This window comes from Pseudomonas sp. MHK4 (assembly GCF_054600775.1).
Map to the genome: position 1 here is coordinate 53,053 of NZ_BAAIAK010000002.1, position 20,288 is coordinate 73,340.

Sequence of the window (20,288 nt, forward strand, 5' to 3'; positions counted from 1 at the left end):
GCGAGAGAGCACATCATGCCCCAAGCCGCCCCCCTGTCTTCTGTCCCTAGTGCCTCGGGGCAATCGTCGTCCGTAGAGCAGGCGAGCCGGCTTGGCCTCGAGCAGGCGTTTGCCCTGTTCAACCAGATGTCGAGCCAATTGACCGACTCCTACAGCATGCTCGAAGCCCGGGTCACCGAGCTCAAGGGGGAGCTGGCGGTGGTCAGCGCCCAGCGCATGCAGGAGCTGGCGGAAAAAGAACGCCTGGCCAATCGCCTGCAACATCTGCTCGATCTCCTGCCCGGTGGCGTCATCGTCATCGACGCCCAGGGGATCGTGCGCGAAGCCAACCCGGCGGCTTGCGAACTGCTCGGCCTGCCCCTCGAAGGTGAGCTGTGGCGGCAGGTGATTGCCCGTTGCTTTGCGCCCCGCGAAGACGATGGTCATGAAGTGTCCCTCAAGGATGGTCGGCGCTTGTCGATTGCCACGCGTTCGCTGGATGCCGAGCCTGGGCAGTTGGTGCTGCTCAACGACCTGACCGAAACCCGCCATCTGCAGGATCAATTGGCGCGCCACGAGCGCCTGTCTTCCCTGGGGCGCATGGTGGCGTCGCTGGCGCATCAGATTCGCACGCCGTTATCCGCGGCCTTGCTCTACGCCAGTCACTTGACCGAGCAAACGCTGCCGGTAGACACCCAGCAACGTTTCGCCGGCCGGCTCAAGGAGCGCCTGCACGAGCTGGAGCATCAGGTGCGCGACATGCTGGTGTTTGCCCGCGGCGAGTTGCCATTGACCGACCGCGTGACCCCGGCGCAGCTGATGCAATCACTGCAGGCGGCGGCGCTGACGCACGTGCAGGACCTGCCGATTCGTTGGCAATGCGACAGTCATGCCGGTGAATTGCTGTGCAATCGCGACACCCTGGTCGGTGCGATCCTCAATCTGATCGAGAACGCCATTCAGGCCAGTACCGGCGAGGTGCGCTTGAAGGTGCACCTGTACAGCCGTGGAAATAACCTGCGGTTGTGCGTCAGCGATAGCGGCAGCGGTATCGACGGCGCTGTGCTGGCGCGCCTCGGGGAGCCATTTTTTACCACCAGGACCACCGGCACCGGCCTCGGCCTGACCGTGGTCAAGGCTGTCGCCAGGGCGCATCAGGGCGAGTTGCGCTTGCGCTCGCGGATCGGTCGCGGCACCTGTGCGCAGGTGCTCCTGCCGCTTTTTGACAATGAAAAAAGCAGCGCCCAGGGAGTGAAGTGAAACTCATGACTATCAAGGTTCTACTGGTCGAGGATGACCGCGCTTTGCGCGAAGCGCTGGCGGACACGCTGTTGCTGGCCGGGCACGATTACAAGGCCGTGGCTTCGGCGCAGGAAGCCCTGGAGGCCGCGGGGGCCGAGGCGTTCAACCTGGTGGTCAGCGACGTCAACATGCCGGGCATGGACGGTCATCAATTGCTCGCGTTGCTGCGGGCGCGCCAGCCGCAACTGCCGGTGTTGCTGATGACGGCGCACGGTGCCGTCGAACGGGCGGTCGATGCAATGCGCCAGGGCGCTGCGGATTACCTGGTCAAGCCGTTCGAGCCCAAGGCGTTGCTCGACCTGGTGGCGCGCCATGCGCTGGGCAATGTCGGCAGCAGCGATCACGCAGGGCCTGTAGCGTTCGAGCCGGCCAGTGCGCAGTTGCTGGAACTGGCCGCGCGGGTGGCGCGCAGCGATTCCACGGTACTGATCTCCGGAGAATCCGGCACCGGCAAGGAAGTGCTGGCACGCTACATTCACCAGCACTCCCATCGCGCCAACCAGCCGTTTATTGCGATCAACTGCGCGGCGATTCCGGACAACATGCTGGAGGCCACGCTCTTCGGTCACGAAAAGGGCTCGTTCACCGGCGCCATCGCGGCGCAGGCCGGCAAGTTCGAACAGGCCGATGGCGGGACGATCCTGCTCGATGAGATTTCCGAAATGCCCCTGGGCCTGCAGGCCAAATTGCTGCGGGTGCTGCAGGAGCGCGAGGTCGAGCGAGTCGGTGCGCGCAAGCCGATCGCGCTGGATATCCGCGTGGTCGCGACCACCAACCGGGACCTGGCCGGTGAGGTGGCGGCGGGGCGTTTCCGTGAAGACCTGTACTATCGCTTGTCCGTATTCCCGCTGGCCTGGCGACCCTTGCGCGAGCGCACGGCCGATATCCTGCCGCTGGCCGAGCGCCTGCTGGCCAAGCACGTCAATAAAATGAAGCATGCAGCGGCGCGATTGTCGCCTGCGGCGCAAGCATGCCTGATCGGTTATCCGTGGCCGGGCAATGTGCGCGAGCTGGATAACGCGATTCAGCGCGCCTTGATCCTGCAACAGGGTGGCGTGATTGAGCCTGAGGATTTCTGTCTCACCGGGCCAGTTGCTTGCGCACCGTTGCCGGCATTGGCGCCAGTGCGGGCGGTGGAAGTAGAGGCCGAGTCTGCGGGAGCGCTGGGCGAGGATCTGCGGCGCCGCGAGTTCCAGATGATCATCGACACCCTGCGCACCGAACGCGGCCGCCGCAAAGAAGCCGCCGAGCGCCTGGGCATCAGCCCACGTACCCTGCGCTACAAGCTGGCGCAAATGCGCGATGCCGGCATGGACGTGGAGGCGTATTTGTTTGCGACCTGATTCGGCGGGTACCCGCGGAGCTGGCACCCTTGTTGCTAACACCTCGTTACCCGCTGAGTGAGCGTCAAAAAAATGCGGGCCGCCAGAGACGCAGCTCGTCAAAGAGAGTAGACCATGAGCCAAGGTATTGAATTCAATCGGTTGATGCTGGACATGCGCGCCATGCAAATGGACGCCATGTCTGCGCCGAAATCGACTGCCGCCGTTCCTGAGCTGAATGGCAGCAGCTTTTCCGACATGCTCGGTCAGGCCGTCAACAAGGTCAACGACACCCAGCAGGCTTCCACATCGCTGGCCAATGCCTTCGAGATCGGCAAGAGCGGTGTCGACCTGACGGACGTGATGATTTCCTCGCAGAAGGCCAGCGTGTCTTTCCAGGCGCTGACCCAAGTGCGCAACAAGCTGGTTCAGGCTTACCAAGACATCATGCAGATGCCGGTTTAAGGACGAGATTGAGTCATGGCAGATGCAATCGCTGACAATGTTCCGGCCAAGGCCAATTCCGTAGACGGCAAGCCACCGCTGTTCGGATTGTCCTTCCTGGAAAACCTCTCCGAGATGACCATGCTGCGTCAGGTGGGCCTGATGGTCGGCCTGGCCGCGAGCGTGGCGATTGGCTTTGCCGTGGTGTTGTGGTCCCAGCAACCGGACTACCGTCCGCTGTACGGCAGCCTTGCCGGCATGGACGCCAAGCAGGTGATGGATACCCTGGCTGCCGCCGATATTGCCTATACCGTCGAACCCAATTCCGGTGCCTTGCTGGTCAAGGCCGAAGACCTGTCCCGCGCGCGTCTCAAGCTCGCGGGCGCGGGTGTCACGCCCAGCGATGGCAACATCGGTTTTGAAATCCTCGACAAGGAACAGGGCCTGGGTACCAGCCAGTTCATGGAGGCGACCCGCTATCGTCGCGGCCTCGAAGGCGAACTGGCGCGCACCATTTCCAGCCTGAACAACGTCAAGGGCGCGCGGGTGCACCTGGCGATCCCGAAAAGTTCGGTGTTCGTGCGCGACGAGCGCAAGCCGAGCGCTTCGGTGTTGGTCGAGCTGTACTCCGGGCGTTCGCTGGAGCCGGGCCAGGTCGTGGCCATCATCAATCTGGTGGCGACCAGTGTTCCCGAACTGAGCAAGTCGCAGATCACCGTCGTCGACCAGAAAGGCAACCTGCTCTCCGATCAGGCGGAGAACTCCGAACTGACCATGGCCGGCAAGCAATTCGATTACAGCCGTCGCATGGAGAGCATGCTCACCCAGCGCGTGCACAACATTCTGCAACCGGTGCTGGGCAACGACCGCTACAAGGCCGAAGTTTCGGCCGATGTCGACTTCAGCGCCGTCGAGTCCACCTCCGAGCAATTCAACCCGGACCAGCCGGCATTGCGCAGCGAGCAGTCAGTCAACGAACAGCGTACCGCCAGCAACGGCCCGCAAGGTGTGCCGGGTGCCCTGAGCAACCAGCCACCGTCGCCGGCCTCGGCACCGCAAACCACCGGTGGCGCCACCGCGTCGGCCGGCATGGTGCAGCCCGGCCAGCCATTGCTCGATGCCAACGGCCAGCAGGTCATGGACCCGGCCACCGGCCAGCCGATGCTCGCGCCGTATCCGGCGGACAAGCGCCAACAGTCGACCAAGAACTTCGAACTGGATCGCTCCATCAGCCACACCAAGCAACAGCAGGGCCGATTGAATCGCCTGTCGGTCTCGGTGGTGGTCGATGACCAGGTCAAGATCAACCCGGCCAACGGTGAAATGACCCGTGCGCCGTGGAGTGCCGATGAGTTGGCCCGTTTCACCCGCCTGGTCCAGGATGCGGTCGGTTTCGACGCCAGCCGTGGCGACAGCGTCAGCGTGATCAACATGCCGTTCTCCGCCGAGCGCGGTGAAGTGATTGCCGATGTTCCGTTCTACTCCCAGCCGTGGTTCTGGGACATCGTCAAGCAGCTGTTGGGCATCCTGTTCATCCTGGTGCTGGTGTTCGGTGTGTTGCGTCCAGTGCTCAACAACATCACCGGTGGCGGCAAGGGCAAGCAGTTGGCGGGTATCGGCAGTGACGTCGAGCTCGGTGGCATGGGTGGCCTGGATGGCGAGCTGGCCAACGACCGTATCAGCCTCGGTGGCCCGACCAGCATCCTGTTGCCGAGCCCGAGCGAAGGCTATGACGCGCAGTTGAACGCAATCAAGAGTCTGGTGGCAGAAGACCCGGGTCGTGTCGCCCAGGTCGTGAAAGAGTGGATTAACGCAGATGAGTGATAACCGAGCCATTGCCGCCAAACTGAGCAAGGTCGACAAAGCCGCGATCCTGCTGCTGTCACTGGGCTCAACCGATGCTGCCCAGGTGCTGCGCCACATGGGGCCCAAAGAGGTCCAGCGGGTCGGCATGGCCATGGCGCAGATGGGGAACGTACACCGCGAGCAGGTCGAGCAGGTGATGAGCGAGTTCGTCGACATCGTCGGCGACCAGACCAGCCTGGGCGTCGGTTCCGATGACTACGTGCGCAAGATGCTCACCCAGGCCCTGGGCGAGGACAAGGCCAACGGCCTGATCGATCGCATCCTGCTGGGCGGCAATACCAGCGGTCTGGACAGCCTGAAGTGGATGGAGCCGCGCGCGGTCGCCGACGTGATCCGGTACGAGCACCCGCAGATCCAGGCGATCGTGGTGGCGTATCTCGACCCGGATCAAGCCGGTGAAGTGCTGGGCAACTTCGATCACAAGGTGCGCCTGGACATCATCCTGCGGGTTTCCTCGCTGAACACCGTGCAGCCGGCGGCCCTCAAGGAACTCAACCAGATTCTCGAGAAGCAGTTCTCCGGTAACTCCAATGCTTCGCGCACCACCCTGGGCGGCATCAAGCGCGCGGCAGACATCATGAACTTCCTCGACAGCTCGATCGAAGGCCAGCTCATGGACTCGATCCGCGAAGTCGATGAAGACCTGTCCGGTCAGATCGAAGACCTCATGTTCGTGTTCAACAACCTGGCCGATGTCGATGACCGCGGCATCCAGGCGTTGCTGCGTGAAGTGTCCTCCGACGTGCTGGTGCTGGCCCTCAAGGGCTCGGACGAAAACGTCAAGGAGAAGATCTTCAAGAACATGTCCAAGCGTGCGGCCGAACTGTTGCGCGACGATCTCGAGGCCAAGGGCCCGGTGCGCGTCAGCGATGTGGAAACCGCGCAGAAAGAAATCCTCACCATCGCCCGTCGCATGGCCGAGGCGGGCGAAATCGTGCTCGGCGGCAAGGGCGCCGAGGAAATGATCTGACACCATGGCCAAGAACGATGAGCAGTCCTCTGACCTGATCCGGGCCAAGGATGTCGGTGGTTTCGAGTCCTGGGCGCTGCCCAGCTTCGATCCGCCGGCACCCGAGCCTGAGTCCGAGCCCGAACCCGAGCCGCCGGAAATGGAGGAGGTGCCGCTGGAGGAAGTCCAGCCACTGACCCTCGAAGAGCTCGAGAGCATTCGCCAGGAAGCCTACAACGAAGGTTTCGCGGTGGGCGAGAAAGAAGGGTTCCATAGCACCACGCTCAAGGTTCGCCAGGAAGCTGAAGTGGCGTTGGCGACCAAGATCGCCAGTCTTGAAAAATTGATGGCGCATCTGTTCGAGCCCATCGCCGAACAGGACACGCAGATTGAAAAGTCCCTGGTCGAGCTGGTGCGGCACATGACCAAACAGGTGATCCAGCGCGAACTGGCCATGGACTCGACGCAGATCGAACACGTCATGCGCGAAGCCCTCAAGCTGTTGCCGTTGGGCGTTGAAAACGTGCGGCTGTACATCAATCCTCAGGATTTCGCCCAGGTCAAAGCCCTGCGCGAACGTCATGAGGAAACCTGGCGCATCGTCGAGGACGAGGCGCTGTTGCCCGGCGGTTGCCGGGTTGAAACCGAGCACAGCCGTATCGATGCCACGGTCGAAACCCGTGTTGCCCAGGTGATGGATAAACTGTTCGACCAGCTTCACGAGCAGGCCTTGCACCCGGCCGCGGCGGATCTGAGCGTTGAGTTGTCAAGCGCAGGCAAACCAGTGGCCGCCCCTGATGCGCCTTGAACGCACCAGTTTCGCCAAGCGCCTGGGCAGCTATGCCGAGGCCACTACACTGGCTGGCGCACCGATCCTCGAAGGCCGCCTGCTGCGCATGGTCGGCCTGACGCTCGAAGCCGAGGGCCTGCGCGCGGCCATGGGCAGTCGCTGCATGGTCATCAACGATGACAGCTACCATCCGGTGCAGGTCGAAGCCGAAGTCATGGGCTTTTCCGGCAGCAAGGTATTCCTGATGCCGGTCGGCAGCGTGGCCGGCATCGCCCCCGGTGCCCGGGTGGTTCCCCTGTCCGACAGTGGCCGCTTGCCGATGGGCATGAGCATGCTCGGGCGCGTGCTCGATGGTGCCGGCCGTGCCCTGGACGGCAAGGGCGGGATGAAAGCCGAAGACTGGGTGCCGATGGACGGCCCGACCATCAACCCGCTCAAGCGCGAGCCGATCAGCGAACCACTGGACGTGGGCATTCGTTGCATCAATGGCATGTTGACGGTCGGGCGCGGTCAGCGGCTCGGCTTGTTCGCCGGTACCGGCGTCGGTAAATCCGTGCTGCTGGGCATGATGACGCGCTTTACCGAGGCGGACATTATCGTCGTCGGGCTGATCGGCGAGCGGGGTCGTGAGGTCAAGGAGTTCATCGAGCACATCCTCGGTGAAGAAGGGCTCAAGCGCTCGGTGGTGGTGGCGTCGCCCGCCGACGATGCGCCACTGATGCGTCTGCGCGCCGCGATGTACTGCACGCGAATCGCCGAGTATTTCCGCGACAAGGGCAAGAACGTCCTGTTGCTGATGGATTCACTGACGCGTTTCGCCCAGGCCCAGCGGGAAATTGCCCTGGCCATCGGCGAGCCACCGGCGACCAAGGGTTATCCGCCCTCGGTGTTCGCCAAGTTGCCGAAACTGGTGGAGCGCGCCGGCAATGCCGAGAAGGGCGGTGGCTCGATCACGGCTTTTTATACCGTGTTGTCCGAGGGCGACGACCAGCAGGACCCGATTGCCGACTCGGCGCGGGGCGTGCTCGACGGGCACATCGTGCTGTCGCGGCGACTGGCCGAGGAAGGCCATTACCCGGCCATTGATATCGAGGCCTCCATCAGCCGGGTGATGCCGGCGGTGGTGTCGCCGGAGCACATGGCCCGGGCGCAGTACTTCAAACAGTTGTGGTCGCGCTATCAACAGAGCCGCGACCTGATCAGCGTCGGCGCCTATGTCGCCGGCGGCGACCGCGAGACCGACCTGGCGATTTCCCTGCAGCCGCAGCTGGTCAAATACCTGCGCCAGGGCCTCAACGACAGCATCAGCCTGGGCGAAAGCGAAGCGTACCTCGCCTCGATCTTCGCGCCCGCGGCGGGCGGTTAACCGGCCATGGCCCAGAGTCGGGCGGGGCGCCTGGCCCCCGTGGTGGAAATGGCCGAGAAGGCGGAGAAAACCGCGGTCCAGCGCCTGGGGCACTTCCAGGGGCAGGTGCGGCTGGCCGAAAGCAAACTGGCCGACCTTGAAGCCTTTCGGCTCGACTATCAGGAGCAGTGGATCGTGCGCGGCAGTGCCGGCGTGTCCGGCCAATGGCTACTGGGGTACCAGGGCTTTCTCGCGCAGTTGGGTACGGCCATCGATCAACAGCGGCAAAGCCTGGCCTGGCACCAGAACAACCTGAACAAGGCGCGGGACACCTGGCAACAGGCGTTCGCCCGGGTCGAAGGCTTGCGCAAACTGGTCCAGCGCTACCAGGACGAGGCGCGGGCGCTGGAAGACAAACGCGAGCAGAAGCTGCTGGATGAATTGTCCCAGCGCTTGCCGCGCCATGATGCGTATTGATCGTTGCCTGGGGAAAGATCGCAACCTTGCCCCAACCTCTACACGATGCTAAACCTTGTACAAGCAGGTTTACCAATGACAAGGAAGCCATGACATGTCAGTCGTTACAGAAGTCTCCCCGGACGGAAAAAAGCTGACGATATCGGTCAAGGGGCGATTCGATTTCGCCAAGCATCAGGATTTCCGCGCCTCCTACGAACACAAAGAACTCAAGGCGGTCGTGGTCGATCTGAAAGAGGCCACCTACCTCGACAGTTCCGCCCTGGGCATGTTGCTGCTGTTGCGTGACCATGCCGGTGGCGACGATTCCGATATTCGCGTGGTCAACAGCAGTTGCGACGTGAGGAAAATCCTCGCCATTTCCAACTTTGACAAGCTGTTCGACATCAGTTGATCACCGTGCAGGTGGTCCTCGAACCGCTGACGATCCTGATCGCGGAGGACAGCGCGGCCGACCGCATGCTGTTGTCGAGCATCGTCCGCCGCCAGGGCCATCAGGTACTGACGGCCGCCAACGGTGCCGAAGCGGTCGAGGTGTTTCGCCAGCAACGCCCGCAACTGGTGTTGATGGATGCGATGATGCCGGTGATGGACGGCTTCGAGGCGGCCGCGCACATCAAGGAATTGGCCGGTGAAACCCTGGTGCCGATCATCTTCCTCACCTCGCTGTCCGAAAGCCAGGCGCTGGCCCGCTGCCTGGAGGTCGGGGGTGACGACTTTCTGGCAAAGCCCTACAACCAGGTGATCCTCGCCGCCAAAATCAAGGCGATGGACCGCTTGCGGCGATTGCAGGCCACCGTCCTGCAACAGCGCGACCAGATCGCCAGGCACCACGAGTATCTGCTCAACGAGCAGCGGGTGGCCAAGGCGGTGTTCGACAAGGTGGCCCATTCCGGTTGCCTGAATGCGCCCAATATCCGCTACCTGCAATCGCCCTATGCATTGTTCAACGGCGACTTGCTGTTGGCCGCGTACACCCCGGCCGGGGACATGCACGTATTGCTCGGTGACTTCACCGGCCACGGCCTGCCCGCTGCCGTTGGCGCCATGCCCCTGGCCGAAGTCTTCTACGGCATGACCGCCAAGGGCTACGGCCTCGCCGAGACCCTGCGCGAGATGAATGCCAAGCTCAAGCGCATCCTGCCGGTGGACATGTTCTGCTGCGCCACCATGCTGCGCCTGGGTTTCCAGAGCCGTTCGCTGGAGGTCTGGAACGGCGGCATGCCGGACGGCTACCTGCACAGCATTGCCAGCGGGGCACGAACGCCACTGACGGCGCGGCATTTGCCCCTGGGTGTGCTGAGCCCGCAAACCTTCGATGATCGGACCGAAGTGTTTCCGATGGCCGTAGGTGATCGGGTGTTCCTGTTGTCCGACGGGGTGATCGACACTTGCGATGCCGATGATCAGCTGTTTGGTGTGCAGCGGTTGCATCAGGTATTTGCCGCCAATCGTCAGCCCGACACCTTGTTCGAGGATATCGGGCAGGCGCTTCGGGACTTTCAAGGGATAACCCGCGACGATGTCAGCATGGTCGAGGTCATCCTGACGGCGCCCGCGCATGCGAGTCCGCCGGTACCGGTCTATTCCGACAGCGGCCAGTCCTGCCCCCTGGACTGGTCGGCCAGTTTCGAGTTTCGTGCCGCGAGCCTCAAGCGCTTCAACCCTTTGCCCTATCTGTTGCAATTGCTCCAGGAAGTGCACGGTCTGCGGGCGCAGAGCGGGGCGCTCTACAGTGTCCTGGCGGAGTTGTACTCCAACGCCCTGGAGCATGGGGTGCTGGGCCTGGACTCCAGCCTCAAGCGCGATGTGTCGGGCTTTACCCGCTATTATCAACAACGCAATGCTCGCCTGGACGAGCTGCAGGACGGTTATGTCCGGGTGCATTTGCAGGTCACGCCAGAGGGCGAGGGTGGTTGCCTGGCGATTCGCGTCGAAGACAGCGGCAAGGGATTCGACGTCGGGCGGGTGCTGGCCCGTCCCCTTGATCCTGTCCGTCTGTCGGGGCGCGGCATCAGTCTGATCCGTCAATTGGGGCGCAACGCCAGCTGGTCCGACGATGGTCGCAGTGCCCGCGTGGAGTTTTACTGGAAGGCTCTGGCATAATCCGTAGATTCTTGATCAGGGAGCGAACAAGTGACTGACGAACATCTGGACCTGGACGCGCTGAGCGCGTTGCGCGAGGTCATGGAGGACGCGTATCCGCAGTTGCTGGATACCTATCTCGACGATTCCGAACAGCGCCTCCAATCGCTGCGAGAGGCAGACAAGGCTGCGCAGCTGGTAGACGTGGCTCACAGCCTCAAAGGCAGCAGCAGCAACATGGGGGCCCTCAAGCTCGTCGCGCTCTGTGGCGAGCTTGAGAAAAATGCGGAAAAGCTTTCGCCCTCGCAAATCCAAGAGCTGATCGCTGCAATCGACATTGAGTTCGCGATCGTGCGACCCCTTTACGAAGCTGAGCGACAGCGGTCCCTGGCGGAAAGCTGAGGCACAAGGCGCTTTTCGTCGACATCCGAGCGAATCTGGCTCGACCCTTGCAGCCAACTCTTCAACTGTACCTACGATCCCAGTGCAGCGGAGACCGTTTAATGCCCCTTACGCCCCAATCACTGCTCCAGGCCGCTACTCAGGCCAATAGCCAGGCTAAGAACCAGGCCGTCTCTGCCCCTGCCACGACAGTGGCCGCCGAGCCCATGGACAAGGCGTCCAGCTTCTCCCAGGTGTATGCCAGGCAGGCTCGCAACACCTGCGTAGCCGCTCAAGCACCTTCCAAGCCAGCGCGGGACAAAGTCGAAAGCAGCGTCGGTCAAAAGGATGATAACGCTGCCGCCGGGAAGCCCGCCGTTGCCGATAGCGGCAAAAGCTTGCCCGCCGATAAACCGGCGCAAGCCGACGACAAGCAGGACGACGTCGATTCGACTGATGCCGGGCAGGCAGCGGTAACCGATGCTGCGCCTGTCGACCCTGCCTCGGCATCTGCGGTCGCGACGCCTGCTGCGCCTGAGTCGCCACCCGTTGAAGCGATCGTCGCGTCGGCCATCCCGCCAGCCGCCCCCGCCACCGACACCGGTTTCGATCCCGAAGCCGACCCGCTCGATGCCTTGCCAGCCCTGCGCATGGCCATGGAACAGAGCGGGCATGTCTCGGCGTCCAGTCAGGCACAACCCAAGGCGGCACCGATACAGGCCGACGGCGAACTCACCGCGGCGCAGACCTTTGCCGCCGGCATGGCGAACATGCTCGATGTGCAAGCCGACCAGGACAGTACCGACCAGGGCGGCGAAAAAGCCTTCAGTGGGTTGATCGATGCGGGACTCAAGGACCTCACGTCTGCCAGCAGCGATACCCGGGTCGACGATTTTGCCAACCGTCTGGCGGCACTGACCCAGGCGGCCACGCCGAAAACCGCCAACGCCGTGCCAGTCAACCAGCCCATCGCGATGCATCAGAGCGGCTGGACCGAAGAAGTGGTGAACCGGGTCATGTACCTGTCCAGCGCCAATCTCAAGGCGGCCGACATCCAGTTGCAGCCAGCCGAGCTTGGCCGCCTCGACATTCGCGTCAACATGGTGCCCGACCAGCAAACCCAGGTGACGTTCATGAGTGCTCATCCGGGCGTGCGTGAAGCGCTGGACGGGCAGATGCATCGTTTGCGCGACATGTTCGCCCAGCAGGGCATGGGCCAGGTGGACGTCAACGTCTCCGACCAGTCCCGGGGATCGCAGGATCAGGGGCAGAACCAGCAGGCGCAGAGCGGGCGTGCCAGTGCCGACGGCGGTCGCCTTGATGCCATGGATGAGGAGATCGCCCCGAGCGTGACCGAAGTGGCCGCAACGGCTACGCGGGTGATTGGCTCCAGCGCCGTCGACTACTACGCCTGACCACCACCGAGCATCAACTGACACGACGCCCCTGTAGGAGCTGGCTTGCCAGCGAATGCGTCCTGTCAGTCGCTGCAGGAGTTGTCTGATACGACGCCTTCGCTGGCAAGCCAGCTCCTACATGGCATAACACTTGCTCTTGCCTTGCCGTGCGACTGTGAAAAATCGAATAGTGACGGATTATTGGCATGGCGAAGAGCGACGCAGCAGTAAAAGACCCCGCAACCAAAGGCAAACTCAAGCTGATCATCTTGATCGTGGTGGCGCTGCTGCTGGCGATCGGCCTGTCCGTGGGCGCGACCTGGTACTTCATGCACAGTGCTCAGAGCAAGCCTGCCGTCGTGGCTGAAACCGCCCCTTTGGGCAAGCAGCCGGCGGTTTTCGAGCCGATGCTCCCGGCGTTCGTGGCCAACTACACCCAGAACGGTCGCCAGCGCTACATGCAAGTGAGCATCACCATGCTCGCGCGCAACCAGGCGGATCTGGACGCGCTCAAAGTCCATATGCCAGTGATCCGCAACAACCTGGTGATGCTGTTCTCCGGTCAGGATTTCGCGACCCTCGCCTCGCCGGTCGGCCAGGAAATGCTGCGTCAGAAGGCCACCGCCAGCGTCCAGGAAGTGGCGCAGAAAGAGCTCGGCAAAGTGGTGATCGATCAGTTGCTTTTCACTAATTTCGTACTGCAGTAGGAACACGACATGGCCGTGCAGGACCTGCTGTCCCAGGATGAGATCGACGCGCTGCTGCATGGCGTCGACGATGGTCTGGTACAGACCGATATTGCTGCCGAACCCGGCACCGTCAAGAGCTACGACCTGACCAGCCAGGATCGCATCGTCCGTGGACGCATGCCGACCCTGGAAATGATCAACGAGCGTTTTGCCCGCTACACGCGCATCAGCATGTTCAACATGCTGCGCCGCTCGGCAGACGTGGCGGTCGGTGGCGTGCAGGTAATGAAGTTCGGCGAATACGTGCACTCGCTGTACGTGCCGACCAGCCTCAACCTGGTCAAGATCAAGCCGTTGCGCGGCACTGCACTGTTCATCCTCGACGCCAAGCTGGTGTTCAAGCTGGTGGACAACTTCTTCGGCGGCGATGGCCGGCACGCCAAGATCGAAGGGCGTGAATTCACCCCGACCGAGTTGCGCGTGGTGCGCATGGTCCTGGAGCAAGCCTTCGTCGACTTGAAAGAGGCCTGGCAGGCGATCATGGAAGTCAACTTCGAGTACATCAACTCGGAAGTGAACCCGGCCATGGCCAACATCGTCGGCCCGAGCGAAGCCATCGTGGTGTCGACCTTCCACATCGAACTCGACGGCGGTGGCGGTGACCTGCACGTGACCATGCCCTATTCGATGATCGAACCGGTGCGCGAAATGCTCGATGCCGGCTTCCAGTCCGATCTCGACGACCAGGACGAGCGTTGGGTCAACGCCTTGCGCCAGGACGTACTGGATGTCGACGTACCGATCAACGCCACGGTCGCCCGTCGCCAGCTGAAGCTGCGCGACATCCTGCACATGCAGCCGGGGGACGTGATTCCGGTGGACATGCAGGAGGAACTGGTCCTGCGCGCCAACGGCGTGCCGGCCTTCAAGGTCAAGATGGGCTCGCACAAGGGCAACCTTGCGCTGCAAGTGATCGAGCCGATCGAGCGTCGTTGAAGCGGCGCAACCACCCCTATTAATTAACTTTTCTGATTGAGAAGTTGTTCGCCGAGGACAAATGATGGCTGACCACATGAATACCCAGGACGACCAGGCGCTGGCTGATGAATGGGCTGCGGCCCTGGAAGAAACCGGCGACGCCGGGCAGGCCGATATCGACGCCTTGCTGGCCGCCGATGCTGGTCGTTCTTCGTCCAACCGCCTGCCCATGGAAGAGTTCGGCAGCGTGCCGAGGAACAACGACCCGGTGAGCCTGGAAGGCCCGAACCTGGACGTGATCCTCGATATCCCGGTGTCGATCTCCATGGAAGTCGGCAGCACCGACATCAACATCCGTAACCTGCTGCAGCTTAACCAGGGCTCGGTCATCGAACTCGATCGCCTGGCGGGTGAGCCGCTGGACGTGCTGGTCAACGGCACCCTCATTGCCCATGGCGAAGTGGTGGTGGTCAACGAGAAGTTCGGCATCCGCCTGACCGACGTGATCAGCCCAAGCGAACGCATCAAGAAGCTGCGCTGAGTGAAGAGGTTTCTGGGGGTGTTCTCGGTATGGGCGCTGGCGTTGCCCTGCAGCGTGCTGGCCGCCGAGCCTGTCGCCAACGCCGCCGCCGCGCCTGTGGTGAGCAGCGGCGTGGCCGGGCAGTTGACGCAACTGGTGTTCGGTTTGTTGCTGGTGCTGGGGCTGATTTTCTTCCTCGCCTGGCTATTGCGCCGGGTGCAGCAGGCCGGGCCGGCCGGCAAGGGGCAAGTGATCGAACTGATTGGCTCCCGCGCGCTGGGGCCCCGTGATCGCTTGATGCTGGTGCAGGTCGGCAACGAGCAGATCCTGCTCGGCCTGAGCCCGGGCACCATCACGGCGCTGCATGTGCTCAAGGAGCCGGTGCAGGTGCCGAGCACGACCGAAAAAAACACCCCAGAATTCGCCCAGCGCCTGATGGAGCTGATGGGCAAGGATCACAAGGATAAGAAGTAATGGCTGCGCTGCGCATCCTCTTGACCCTGGCCCTGATGCTGGCCGCGCCGCTGGCGCTGGCCGCCGATCCATTGTCGATCCCGGCCATCACCCTGGGCACCAACGCCGAAGGCGCCCAGGAATACTCGGTCAGCCTGCAGATCCTGCTGATCATGACCGCGCTGAGTTTCATCCCGGCGTTCGTCATGCTGATGACCAGTTTCACCCGGATCATCATCGTCTTTTCGATCCTGCGCCAGGCCCTCGGCTTGCAGCAGACGCCGTCGAACCAGATCCTCACCGGCATGGCGCTGTTCCTGACCCTGTTCATCATGGCGCCGGTGTTCGACCGGGTGAACCAGGATGCCTTGCAGCCCTACCTGGCGGAAAAGATGACCGCCCAGGATGCCGTGGCCAAGGCCCAGGTGCCGATCAAGGACTTCATGCTGGCACAGACGCGCACCAGTGACCTGGAGCTGTTCATGCGCCTGTCCAAGCGCACCGACATCGCCACGCCGGATCAGGCGCCGCTGACCATCCTGGTGCCGGCGTTTGTTACCTCGGAGCTCAAGACCGCGTTCCAGATCGGCTTCATGATCTTCATCCCGTTCCTGATCATCGACCTGGTCGTGGCCAGCGTGCTGATGGCGATGGGCATGATGATGCTTTCGCCGCTGATCATTTCCCTGCCGTTCAAGATCATGCTGTTCGTGCTGGTCGATGGCTGGGCCCTGATCATCGGCACCCTGGCCAGCAGCTTCGGCGGTGTCTCGCCATGACGCCTGAAGTCGCCGTCGACATCTTTCGCGAAGCGTTGTGGCTGACCACCATGATGGTTGCGGTGCTGGTGATTCCGAGCCTGCTCGTGGGCCTGTTGGTGGCGATGTTCCAGGCCGCCACCCAGATCAACGAACAGACCTTGAGTTTCCTGCCGCGCCTGCTGGTGATGCTGGTGACCCTGATCGTCGCCGGCCCATGGCTGGTGCAGACCTTCATGGAATACATCCTGCAGTTGTACGGCAGCATTCCGCAGGTCATCGGCTAAACCATGTCGTCGCTGCTGCAGCTGACCGATACCCAGATCAGCACCTGGGTGGCGACCTTCATGTTGCCGCTGTTTCGCGTCGGCGCCTTGCTGATGGTCATGCCGGTGTTCGGCACGACCCTGGTGCCCAAGCGTATCCGCCTGTATTTCGCCCTGGCCATCACCGTGGTCATCGCGCCGGGCCTGCCGCCGATGCCGCCGGTGAATGCGCTGGACCTCAGCGGCCTGCTGCTGATCGCCGAGCAGATCCTCGTCGGCGCGATCCTGGGCTTCTCCCTGCAACTGTTCTTCCAGGCCTTCGTGGTGGCGGGGCAGATAGTCGCGATCCAGATGGGCATGGGTTTCGCGTCGATGGTCGACCCCACCAACGGCGTGTCGGTGGCGGTGATCGGGCAGTTCTTCACCATGCTGGTGACGCTGATGTTCCTCTCCATGAACGGCCACCTGGTGGTGTTCGAGGTGCTGACAGAGAGCTTTACCACGTTGCCGGTCGGCAGCGGCCTGATGGTTAACCACTACTGGGAGTTGGCCGGCAAGCTCGGCTGGGTGCTCGGCGCGGCGCTGCTCCTGGTGCTGCCGGCGATCACCGCGCTGCTGGTGGTCAACATCGCGTTTGGCGTGATGACCCGGGCGGCACCGCAACTGAACATCTTCTCCATCGGCTTCCCGCTGACCCTGGTGCTCGGCATGTTCATCCTCTGGGTCGGACTGGCGGACATTCTCAACCAGTATCAACCGCTGGCCTCCGAGGCCCTGCAGTTTTTACGCGAACTGGCACAGGCGCGCTGAGTCATGGCTGAGAGCGAAAGCGGTCAGGACAAGACAGAAGACCCCACGGAAAAAAAGAAAAAGGACGCCCGTGAGAAGGGTGAGATCGCCCGTTCCAAGGAGCTCAACACCCTGGCGATCATGCTCGCCGGGGCGGGTGCGCTGCTGGTCTTCGGGGGCGCCCTGGCCCAGGACATGATGGACCTGATGCGCCTGAATTTTTCCCTGTCCCGCGAGGTGGTGCTGGATCAGCGCGCAATGGGCACCTACCTGCTGCACTCGGGGCAGATCGCCCTGCTGGCGATTCAGCCCGTGATGATCACCCTGCTGCTGGCAGCGCTGATCGGCCCGATTTCCCTCGGCGGCTGGCTGTTTTCCGCCGGCACCATGGCGCCCAAGTTCAGCCGCATGAACCCCGGTGCGGGTCTCAAACGCATGTTCTCGGCCAAGGCCCTGACCGAACTGCTCAAGGCCCTGGCCAAGTTCTTCATCGTCCTGTTCGTGGCCCTGGCGGTGTTGTCGGCGGACATCGACGACCTGCTGCGCATCGCCCACGAACCCCTGGATCGGGCCATCACCCACAGCCTGCAAGTGGTCGGCTGGAGCACCCTGTGGATGGCCTGCGGGCTGATCATCATCGCCGCCGTCGACGTGCCGATCCAGATCTGGGAAAGCATCAAGAAGCTCAAGATGACCAAGCAGGAAATCCGCGACGAGCACAAGGACCAGGAAGGACGACCGGAGGTCAAGCAGCGGATCCGCCAGCTGCAACGCGAAATGTCCCAGCGCCGGATGATGGCGGCGGTGCCTGACGCCGATGTGGTCATCACCAACCCGACCCACTACGCCGTGGCCCTCAAGTACGACCCGGACAAGAGCGGCGCGCCGATGCTGATCGCCAAGGGCAGCGACTTCCTGGCCCTGAAAATCCGTGAAATCGCGGCAGCCAACGAGATCCTGCTGCTGGAATCACCGGCGCTGGCGCGGTCGATCTACTACTCAACCGAGCTTGAGCAGGAAATCCCTGGCGGCCTCTACCTCGCCGTCGCCCAGGTACTGGCCTACGTCTACCAGATTCGCCAGTACCGCGCCGGCAAGGGCAAGCGCCCGGATCCGCTCAAGGATGACTTGCCAATTCCGCCGGACCTGCGCCGCGATTCCTGATACCCACATTTCAGCCAACACACAAAACCCTGTGGGCGCGGGCTTGCCCGCGAAGGCGTCAGTCGAAACAGCGCGAAACTCCGGGTAACCCCTCTATTCCAACCCTGCACAAAAGTTGGAAAGCTTCTTGCAGTACCCACCCCGCGCCCGCTTCTGGCGTCAAAAGTTTTGCTTCAAAGGAACGGGGAATACCGGTGGATCGCTCTCAGTTAATCAACAGTGCCCGCACGAACATGGCAGACCTCAGTCGAGGCAATCTGGGCGTGCCGCTGTTGCTGCTGGTCATGTTGGCGATGATGATGTTGCCGATGCCGCCGTTCCTGCTCGACGTGTTTTTCACCTTCAACATTGCCCTGTCGATCGTCGTGCTGCTGGTGTGCGTCTACGCCCTGCGGCCGCTGGATTTTGCGGTGTTCCCGACCATTTTGCTGGTGGCGACCTTGTTGCGCCTGGCGTTGAACGTGGCCTCTACCCGGGTGGTGATGCTTCACGGCCAGGACGGCCATGCTGCTGCGGGCAAGGTGATCCAGGCCTTCGGCGAGGTGGTGATCGGCGGTAACTACGTGGTCGGTATCGTGGTGTTCGCGATCCTGATGATCATCAACTTCGTCGTGGTGACCAAGGGTGCCGGGCGGATTTCCGAGGTGAGCGCGCGTTTTACCCTCGATGCGATGCCCGGCAAGCAGATGGCGATCGACGCCGACCTCAACGCCGGCCTGATCGACCAGAACCAGGCCAAGGCGCGGCGTTCGGAAGTGGCCCAGGAGGCCGAGTTCTACGGCTCCATGGACGGTGCCAGCAAGTTCGTGCGCGGTGACGCCATCGCCGGCCTGCTGATTCTGTTCATCAACCTGATCGGCGGCATGGCGGTCGGTATCTTCCAGCACAACATGTCCTTCGCCGATGCCGGCAAGGTGTATGCACTGCTGACCATCGGTGACGGTTTGGTGGCGCAATTGCCATCACTGTTGTTATCCACAGCGGCGGCGATCATGGTGACCCGTGCTTCGGGCTCCGAAGACATGGGCAAGCAGATCAACCGGCAGATGTTCGCATCGCCCAAGGCGTTGGCGGTGTCGGCGGGGTTGATGGCGGTGATGGGGCTGGTGCCGGGCATGCCGCACTTCTCCTTCCTGTCCATGGCGGCCCTGGCCGCGGGTGGCGCGTACCTGTTCTGGAAAAAACAGAACACCGCCAAGGTGCAGGCGCTGCAAGAGGTCAAGCGTCAGCAGGAGCTGCTGCCATCGCCGGCCCGCGCCCAGGAAACCAAGGAGCTGGGCTGGGATGACGTGACGCCGATCGACATGATCGGCCTGGAAGTGGGCTATCGCCTGATTCCCCTGGTGGACCGCAACCAGGGTGGTCAGTTGCTGGCGCGAATCAAGGGCGTGCGCAAGAAGCTGTCCCAGGACCTGGGTTTCCTCATGCCCACGGTGCACATCCGCGACAACCTCGACCTGGCACCGAGCGCCTATCGCCTGACCCTGATGGGGGTGATCCTGGCCGAGGCGGAGATTTACCCGGATCGCGAGCTGGCGATCAACCCGGGGCAGGTCTACGGCACGCTCAATGGCATTACCGCCAAAGATCCGGCTTTCGGCCTGGAGGCGGTGTGGATCGAAATCAGCCAGCGCGCCCAGGCGCAATCGCTTGGCTACACCGTGGTCGATGCCAGTACCGTCGTGGCCACCCACTTGAACCAGATCCTGTACAAGCACTCCAGCGAGCTGATCGGCCACGAAGAAGTCCAGCAACTCATGCAATTGCTGGCGAAAAACTCGCCGAAACTGGCCGAAGAGCTGGTGCCGGGCGTGTTGTCGCTGTCGCAATTGCTCAAGGTCCTGCAAGCGCTGTTGGCCGAGCAGGTGCCGGTACGCGACATTCGCAGCATTGCCGAAGCCATCGCGAACAATGCCAACAAGAGTCAAGATACCGCCGCGCTGGTGGCTGCGGTGCGGGTTGGCGTATCCCGCGCAATCGTGCAAAGCATTGTAGGCACTGACTCCGAGCTGCCAGTGATCACGCTGGAGCCAAGGTTGGAACAAATATTGCTCAATAGTCTGCAGAAGGCAGGGCAAGGCTCGGAAGAGGGCGTCCTGCTGGAGCCAAGCATGGCTGAGAAGCTGCAACGCTCGTTGATCGATGCGGCGCAGCGGCAGGAGATGCAAGGTCAGCCGGTGATTCTGCTGGTGGCCGGTCCGGTTCGCGCGATGCTCTCGCGATTTGGCCGGCTCGCAGTCCCGGGTTTGCATGTGTTGGCGTATCAGGAAATTCCTGACAACAAGCAAGTGACCATCGTTGCGACAGTAGGGCCCAACGGCTGAGGTAGTGGTT

Annotated in this window: 21 protein-coding genes; all 21 read left to right on the forward strand. The window is 62.5% G+C overall.

Going from position 1 to position 20,288, the window contains the following annotated elements; all coding sequences use genetic code 11:
* The first annotated feature begins 15 nt into the window (after nt 1-15).
* The gene (locus ACYP2Q_RS05135) at nt 16-1,239 is read left to right on the forward strand and encodes a sensor histidine kinase (protein ID WP_459729530.1); all 1,224 of its coding nucleotides are present in this window, start codon (nt 16-18) and stop codon (nt 1,237-1,239) included.
* 5 nt (nt 1,240-1,244) lie between these two features.
* The gene (locus tag ACYP2Q_RS05140) at nt 1,245-2,624 is read left to right on the forward strand and encodes a sigma-54-dependent transcriptional regulator (RefSeq protein WP_459729531.1); all 1,380 of its coding nucleotides are present in this window, start codon (nt 1,245-1,247) and stop codon (nt 2,622-2,624) included.
* A gap of 114 nt (nt 2,625-2,738) precedes the next feature.
* Nucleotides 2,739-3,068: a flagellar hook-basal body complex protein FliE gene (gene fliE / locus ACYP2Q_RS05145; RefSeq protein ID WP_459729532.1), complete on the forward strand. Its 330-nt coding sequence runs from the start codon at nt 2,739-2,741 to the stop codon at nt 3,066-3,068.
* A gap of 15 nt (nt 3,069-3,083) precedes the next feature.
* Nucleotides 3,084-4,871 (forward strand): flagellar basal-body MS-ring/collar protein FliF, encoded by a 1,788-nt coding sequence (fliF, locus tag ACYP2Q_RS05150; protein ID WP_459729533.1) that lies wholly within the window; start codon nt 3,084-3,086, stop codon nt 4,869-4,871.
* Complete coding sequence (gene fliG, locus ACYP2Q_RS05155) at nt 4,864-5,883, forward strand: flagellar motor switch protein FliG (protein WP_459729534.1); 1,020 nt, start codon at nt 4,864-4,866, stop codon at nt 5,881-5,883. The genes fliF and fliG overlap by 8 nt, the downstream gene beginning before the upstream one ends.
* 4 nt (nt 5,884-5,887) lie before the next feature.
* Nucleotides 5,888-6,670, forward strand: a complete 783-nt coding sequence (gene fliH / locus ACYP2Q_RS05160) for a flagellar assembly protein FliH (protein WP_459729535.1) — start codon at nt 5,888-5,890, stop codon at nt 6,668-6,670.
* Complete coding sequence (fliI, locus tag ACYP2Q_RS05165; RefSeq protein WP_046816899.1) at nt 6,660-8,018, forward strand: flagellar protein export ATPase FliI; 1,359 nt, start codon at nt 6,660-6,662, stop codon at nt 8,016-8,018. Before fliH ends, fliI begins: the two co-directional genes overlap by 11 nt.
* Before the next feature lie 6 nt (nt 8,019-8,024).
* Nucleotides 8,025-8,474: a flagellar export protein FliJ gene (gene fliJ, locus ACYP2Q_RS05170; RefSeq protein WP_046816900.1), complete on the forward strand. Its 450-nt coding sequence runs from the start codon at nt 8,025-8,027 to the stop codon at nt 8,472-8,474.
* 94 nt (nt 8,475-8,568) lie between these two features.
* The gene (locus tag ACYP2Q_RS05175) at nt 8,569-8,868 is read left to right on the forward strand and encodes an STAS domain-containing protein (RefSeq protein WP_459729536.1); all 300 of its coding nucleotides are present in this window, start codon (nt 8,569-8,571) and stop codon (nt 8,866-8,868) included.
* Nucleotides 8,869-8,873: 5 nt separating this feature from the next.
* Nucleotides 8,874-10,580: an ATP-binding SpoIIE family protein phosphatase gene (locus tag ACYP2Q_RS05180; protein ID WP_459730078.1), complete on the forward strand. Its 1,707-nt coding sequence runs from the start codon at nt 8,874-8,876 to the stop codon at nt 10,578-10,580.
* A 30-nt stretch (nt 10,581-10,610) separates the two neighbouring features.
* A complete protein-coding gene (locus tag ACYP2Q_RS05185; RefSeq protein ID WP_459729537.1) occupies nt 10,611-10,961 on the forward strand; it encodes an Hpt domain-containing protein in 351 nt (116 codons plus the stop codon).
* A gap of 101 nt (nt 10,962-11,062) precedes the next feature.
* The gene (locus ACYP2Q_RS05190; RefSeq protein WP_459729538.1) at nt 11,063-12,355 is read left to right on the forward strand and encodes a flagellar hook-length control protein FliK; all 1,293 of its coding nucleotides are present in this window, start codon (nt 11,063-11,065) and stop codon (nt 12,353-12,355) included.
* 188 nt (nt 12,356-12,543) lie between these two features.
* Nucleotides 12,544-13,044, forward strand: a complete 501-nt coding sequence (gene fliL / locus ACYP2Q_RS05195) for a flagellar basal body-associated protein FliL (RefSeq protein WP_459729539.1) — start codon at nt 12,544-12,546, stop codon at nt 13,042-13,044.
* A 9-nt stretch (nt 13,045-13,053) separates the two neighbouring features.
* Complete coding sequence (gene fliM, locus ACYP2Q_RS05200; protein WP_459729540.1) at nt 13,054-14,022, forward strand: flagellar motor switch protein FliM; 969 nt, start codon at nt 13,054-13,056, stop codon at nt 14,020-14,022.
* A 64-nt stretch (nt 14,023-14,086) separates the two neighbouring features.
* Nucleotides 14,087-14,545 (forward strand): flagellar motor switch protein FliN, encoded by a 459-nt coding sequence (gene fliN / locus ACYP2Q_RS05205; protein WP_459729541.1) that lies wholly within the window; start codon nt 14,087-14,089, stop codon nt 14,543-14,545.
* The gene (gene fliO / locus ACYP2Q_RS05210) at nt 14,546-14,998 is read left to right on the forward strand and encodes a flagellar biosynthetic protein FliO (RefSeq protein WP_459729543.1); all 453 of its coding nucleotides are present in this window, start codon (nt 14,546-14,548) and stop codon (nt 14,996-14,998) included.
* Nucleotides 14,998-15,756: a flagellar type III secretion system pore protein FliP gene (gene fliP, locus ACYP2Q_RS05215; RefSeq protein WP_459729544.1), complete on the forward strand. Its 759-nt coding sequence runs from the start codon at nt 14,998-15,000 to the stop codon at nt 15,754-15,756. Before fliO ends, fliP begins: the two co-directional genes overlap by 1 nt.
* Nucleotides 15,753-16,022, forward strand: a complete 270-nt coding sequence (gene fliQ, locus ACYP2Q_RS05220) for a flagellar biosynthesis protein FliQ (protein WP_007948918.1) — start codon at nt 15,753-15,755, stop codon at nt 16,020-16,022. Before fliP ends, fliQ begins: the two co-directional genes overlap by 4 nt.
* Before the next feature lie 3 nt (nt 16,023-16,025).
* Nucleotides 16,026-16,811: a flagellar biosynthetic protein FliR gene (fliR, locus tag ACYP2Q_RS05225; RefSeq protein WP_432669179.1), complete on the forward strand. Its 786-nt coding sequence runs from the start codon at nt 16,026-16,028 to the stop codon at nt 16,809-16,811.
* Between the two features lie 3 nt (nt 16,812-16,814).
* Nucleotides 16,815-17,954 carry a flagellar biosynthesis protein FlhB gene (flhB, locus tag ACYP2Q_RS05230; RefSeq protein ID WP_459729545.1) on the forward strand — a complete coding sequence of 380 codons (1,140 nt, stop codon included), beginning with the start codon at nt 16,815-16,817 and terminating at the stop codon, nt 17,952-17,954.
* Nucleotides 17,955-18,148: 194 nt separating this feature from the next.
* On the forward strand, nt 18,149-20,278 hold the full coding sequence (gene flhA, locus ACYP2Q_RS05235) for a flagellar biosynthesis protein FlhA (RefSeq protein WP_046819334.1): 2,130 nt from the start codon (nt 18,149-18,151) through the stop codon (nt 20,276-20,278).
* Nucleotides 20,279-20,288 lie beyond the last annotated feature (10 nt).

Bases quoted from the DNA above. Each gene is read 5' to 3' on its own strand.
- ACYP2Q_RS05135 (WP_459729530.1), top strand. From the start codon at position 16: ATGCCCCAAGCCGCCCCCCTGTCTTCTGTCCCTAGTGCCTCGGGGCAA.
- ACYP2Q_RS05140 (WP_459729531.1), top strand. From the start codon at position 1,245: ATGACTATCAAGGTTCTACTGGTCGAGGATGACCGCGCTTTGCGCGAA.
- fliE (WP_459729532.1), top strand. From the start codon at position 2,739: ATGAGCCAAGGTATTGAATTCAATCGGTTGATGCTGGACATGCGCGCC.
- fliF (WP_459729533.1), top strand. From the start codon at position 3,084: ATGGCAGATGCAATCGCTGACAATGTTCCGGCCAAGGCCAATTCCGTA.
- fliG (WP_459729534.1), top strand. From the start codon at position 4,864: ATGAGTGATAACCGAGCCATTGCCGCCAAACTGAGCAAGGTCGACAAA.
- fliH (WP_459729535.1), top strand. From the start codon at position 5,888: ATGGCCAAGAACGATGAGCAGTCCTCTGACCTGATCCGGGCCAAGGAT.
- fliI (WP_046816899.1), top strand. From the start codon at position 6,660: ATGCGCCTTGAACGCACCAGTTTCGCCAAGCGCCTGGGCAGCTATGCC.
- fliJ (WP_046816900.1), top strand. From the start codon at position 8,025: ATGGCCCAGAGTCGGGCGGGGCGCCTGGCCCCCGTGGTGGAAATGGCC.
- ACYP2Q_RS05175 (WP_459729536.1), top strand. From the start codon at position 8,569: ATGTCAGTCGTTACAGAAGTCTCCCCGGACGGAAAAAAGCTGACGATA.
- ACYP2Q_RS05190 (WP_459729538.1), top strand. From the start codon at position 11,063: ATGCCCCTTACGCCCCAATCACTGCTCCAGGCCGCTACTCAGGCCAAT.
- fliL (WP_459729539.1), top strand. From the start codon at position 12,544: ATGGCGAAGAGCGACGCAGCAGTAAAAGACCCCGCAACCAAAGGCAAA.
- fliM (WP_459729540.1), top strand. From the start codon at position 13,054: ATGGCCGTGCAGGACCTGCTGTCCCAGGATGAGATCGACGCGCTGCTG.
- fliN (WP_459729541.1), top strand. From the start codon at position 14,087: ATGGCTGACCACATGAATACCCAGGACGACCAGGCGCTGGCTGATGAA.
- fliP (WP_459729544.1), top strand. From the start codon at position 14,998: ATGGCTGCGCTGCGCATCCTCTTGACCCTGGCCCTGATGCTGGCCGCG.
- fliQ (WP_007948918.1), top strand. From the start codon at position 15,753: ATGACGCCTGAAGTCGCCGTCGACATCTTTCGCGAAGCGTTGTGGCTG.
- fliR (WP_432669179.1), top strand. From the start codon at position 16,026: ATGTCGTCGCTGCTGCAGCTGACCGATACCCAGATCAGCACCTGGGTG.
- flhB (WP_459729545.1), top strand. From the start codon at position 16,815: ATGGCTGAGAGCGAAAGCGGTCAGGACAAGACAGAAGACCCCACGGAA.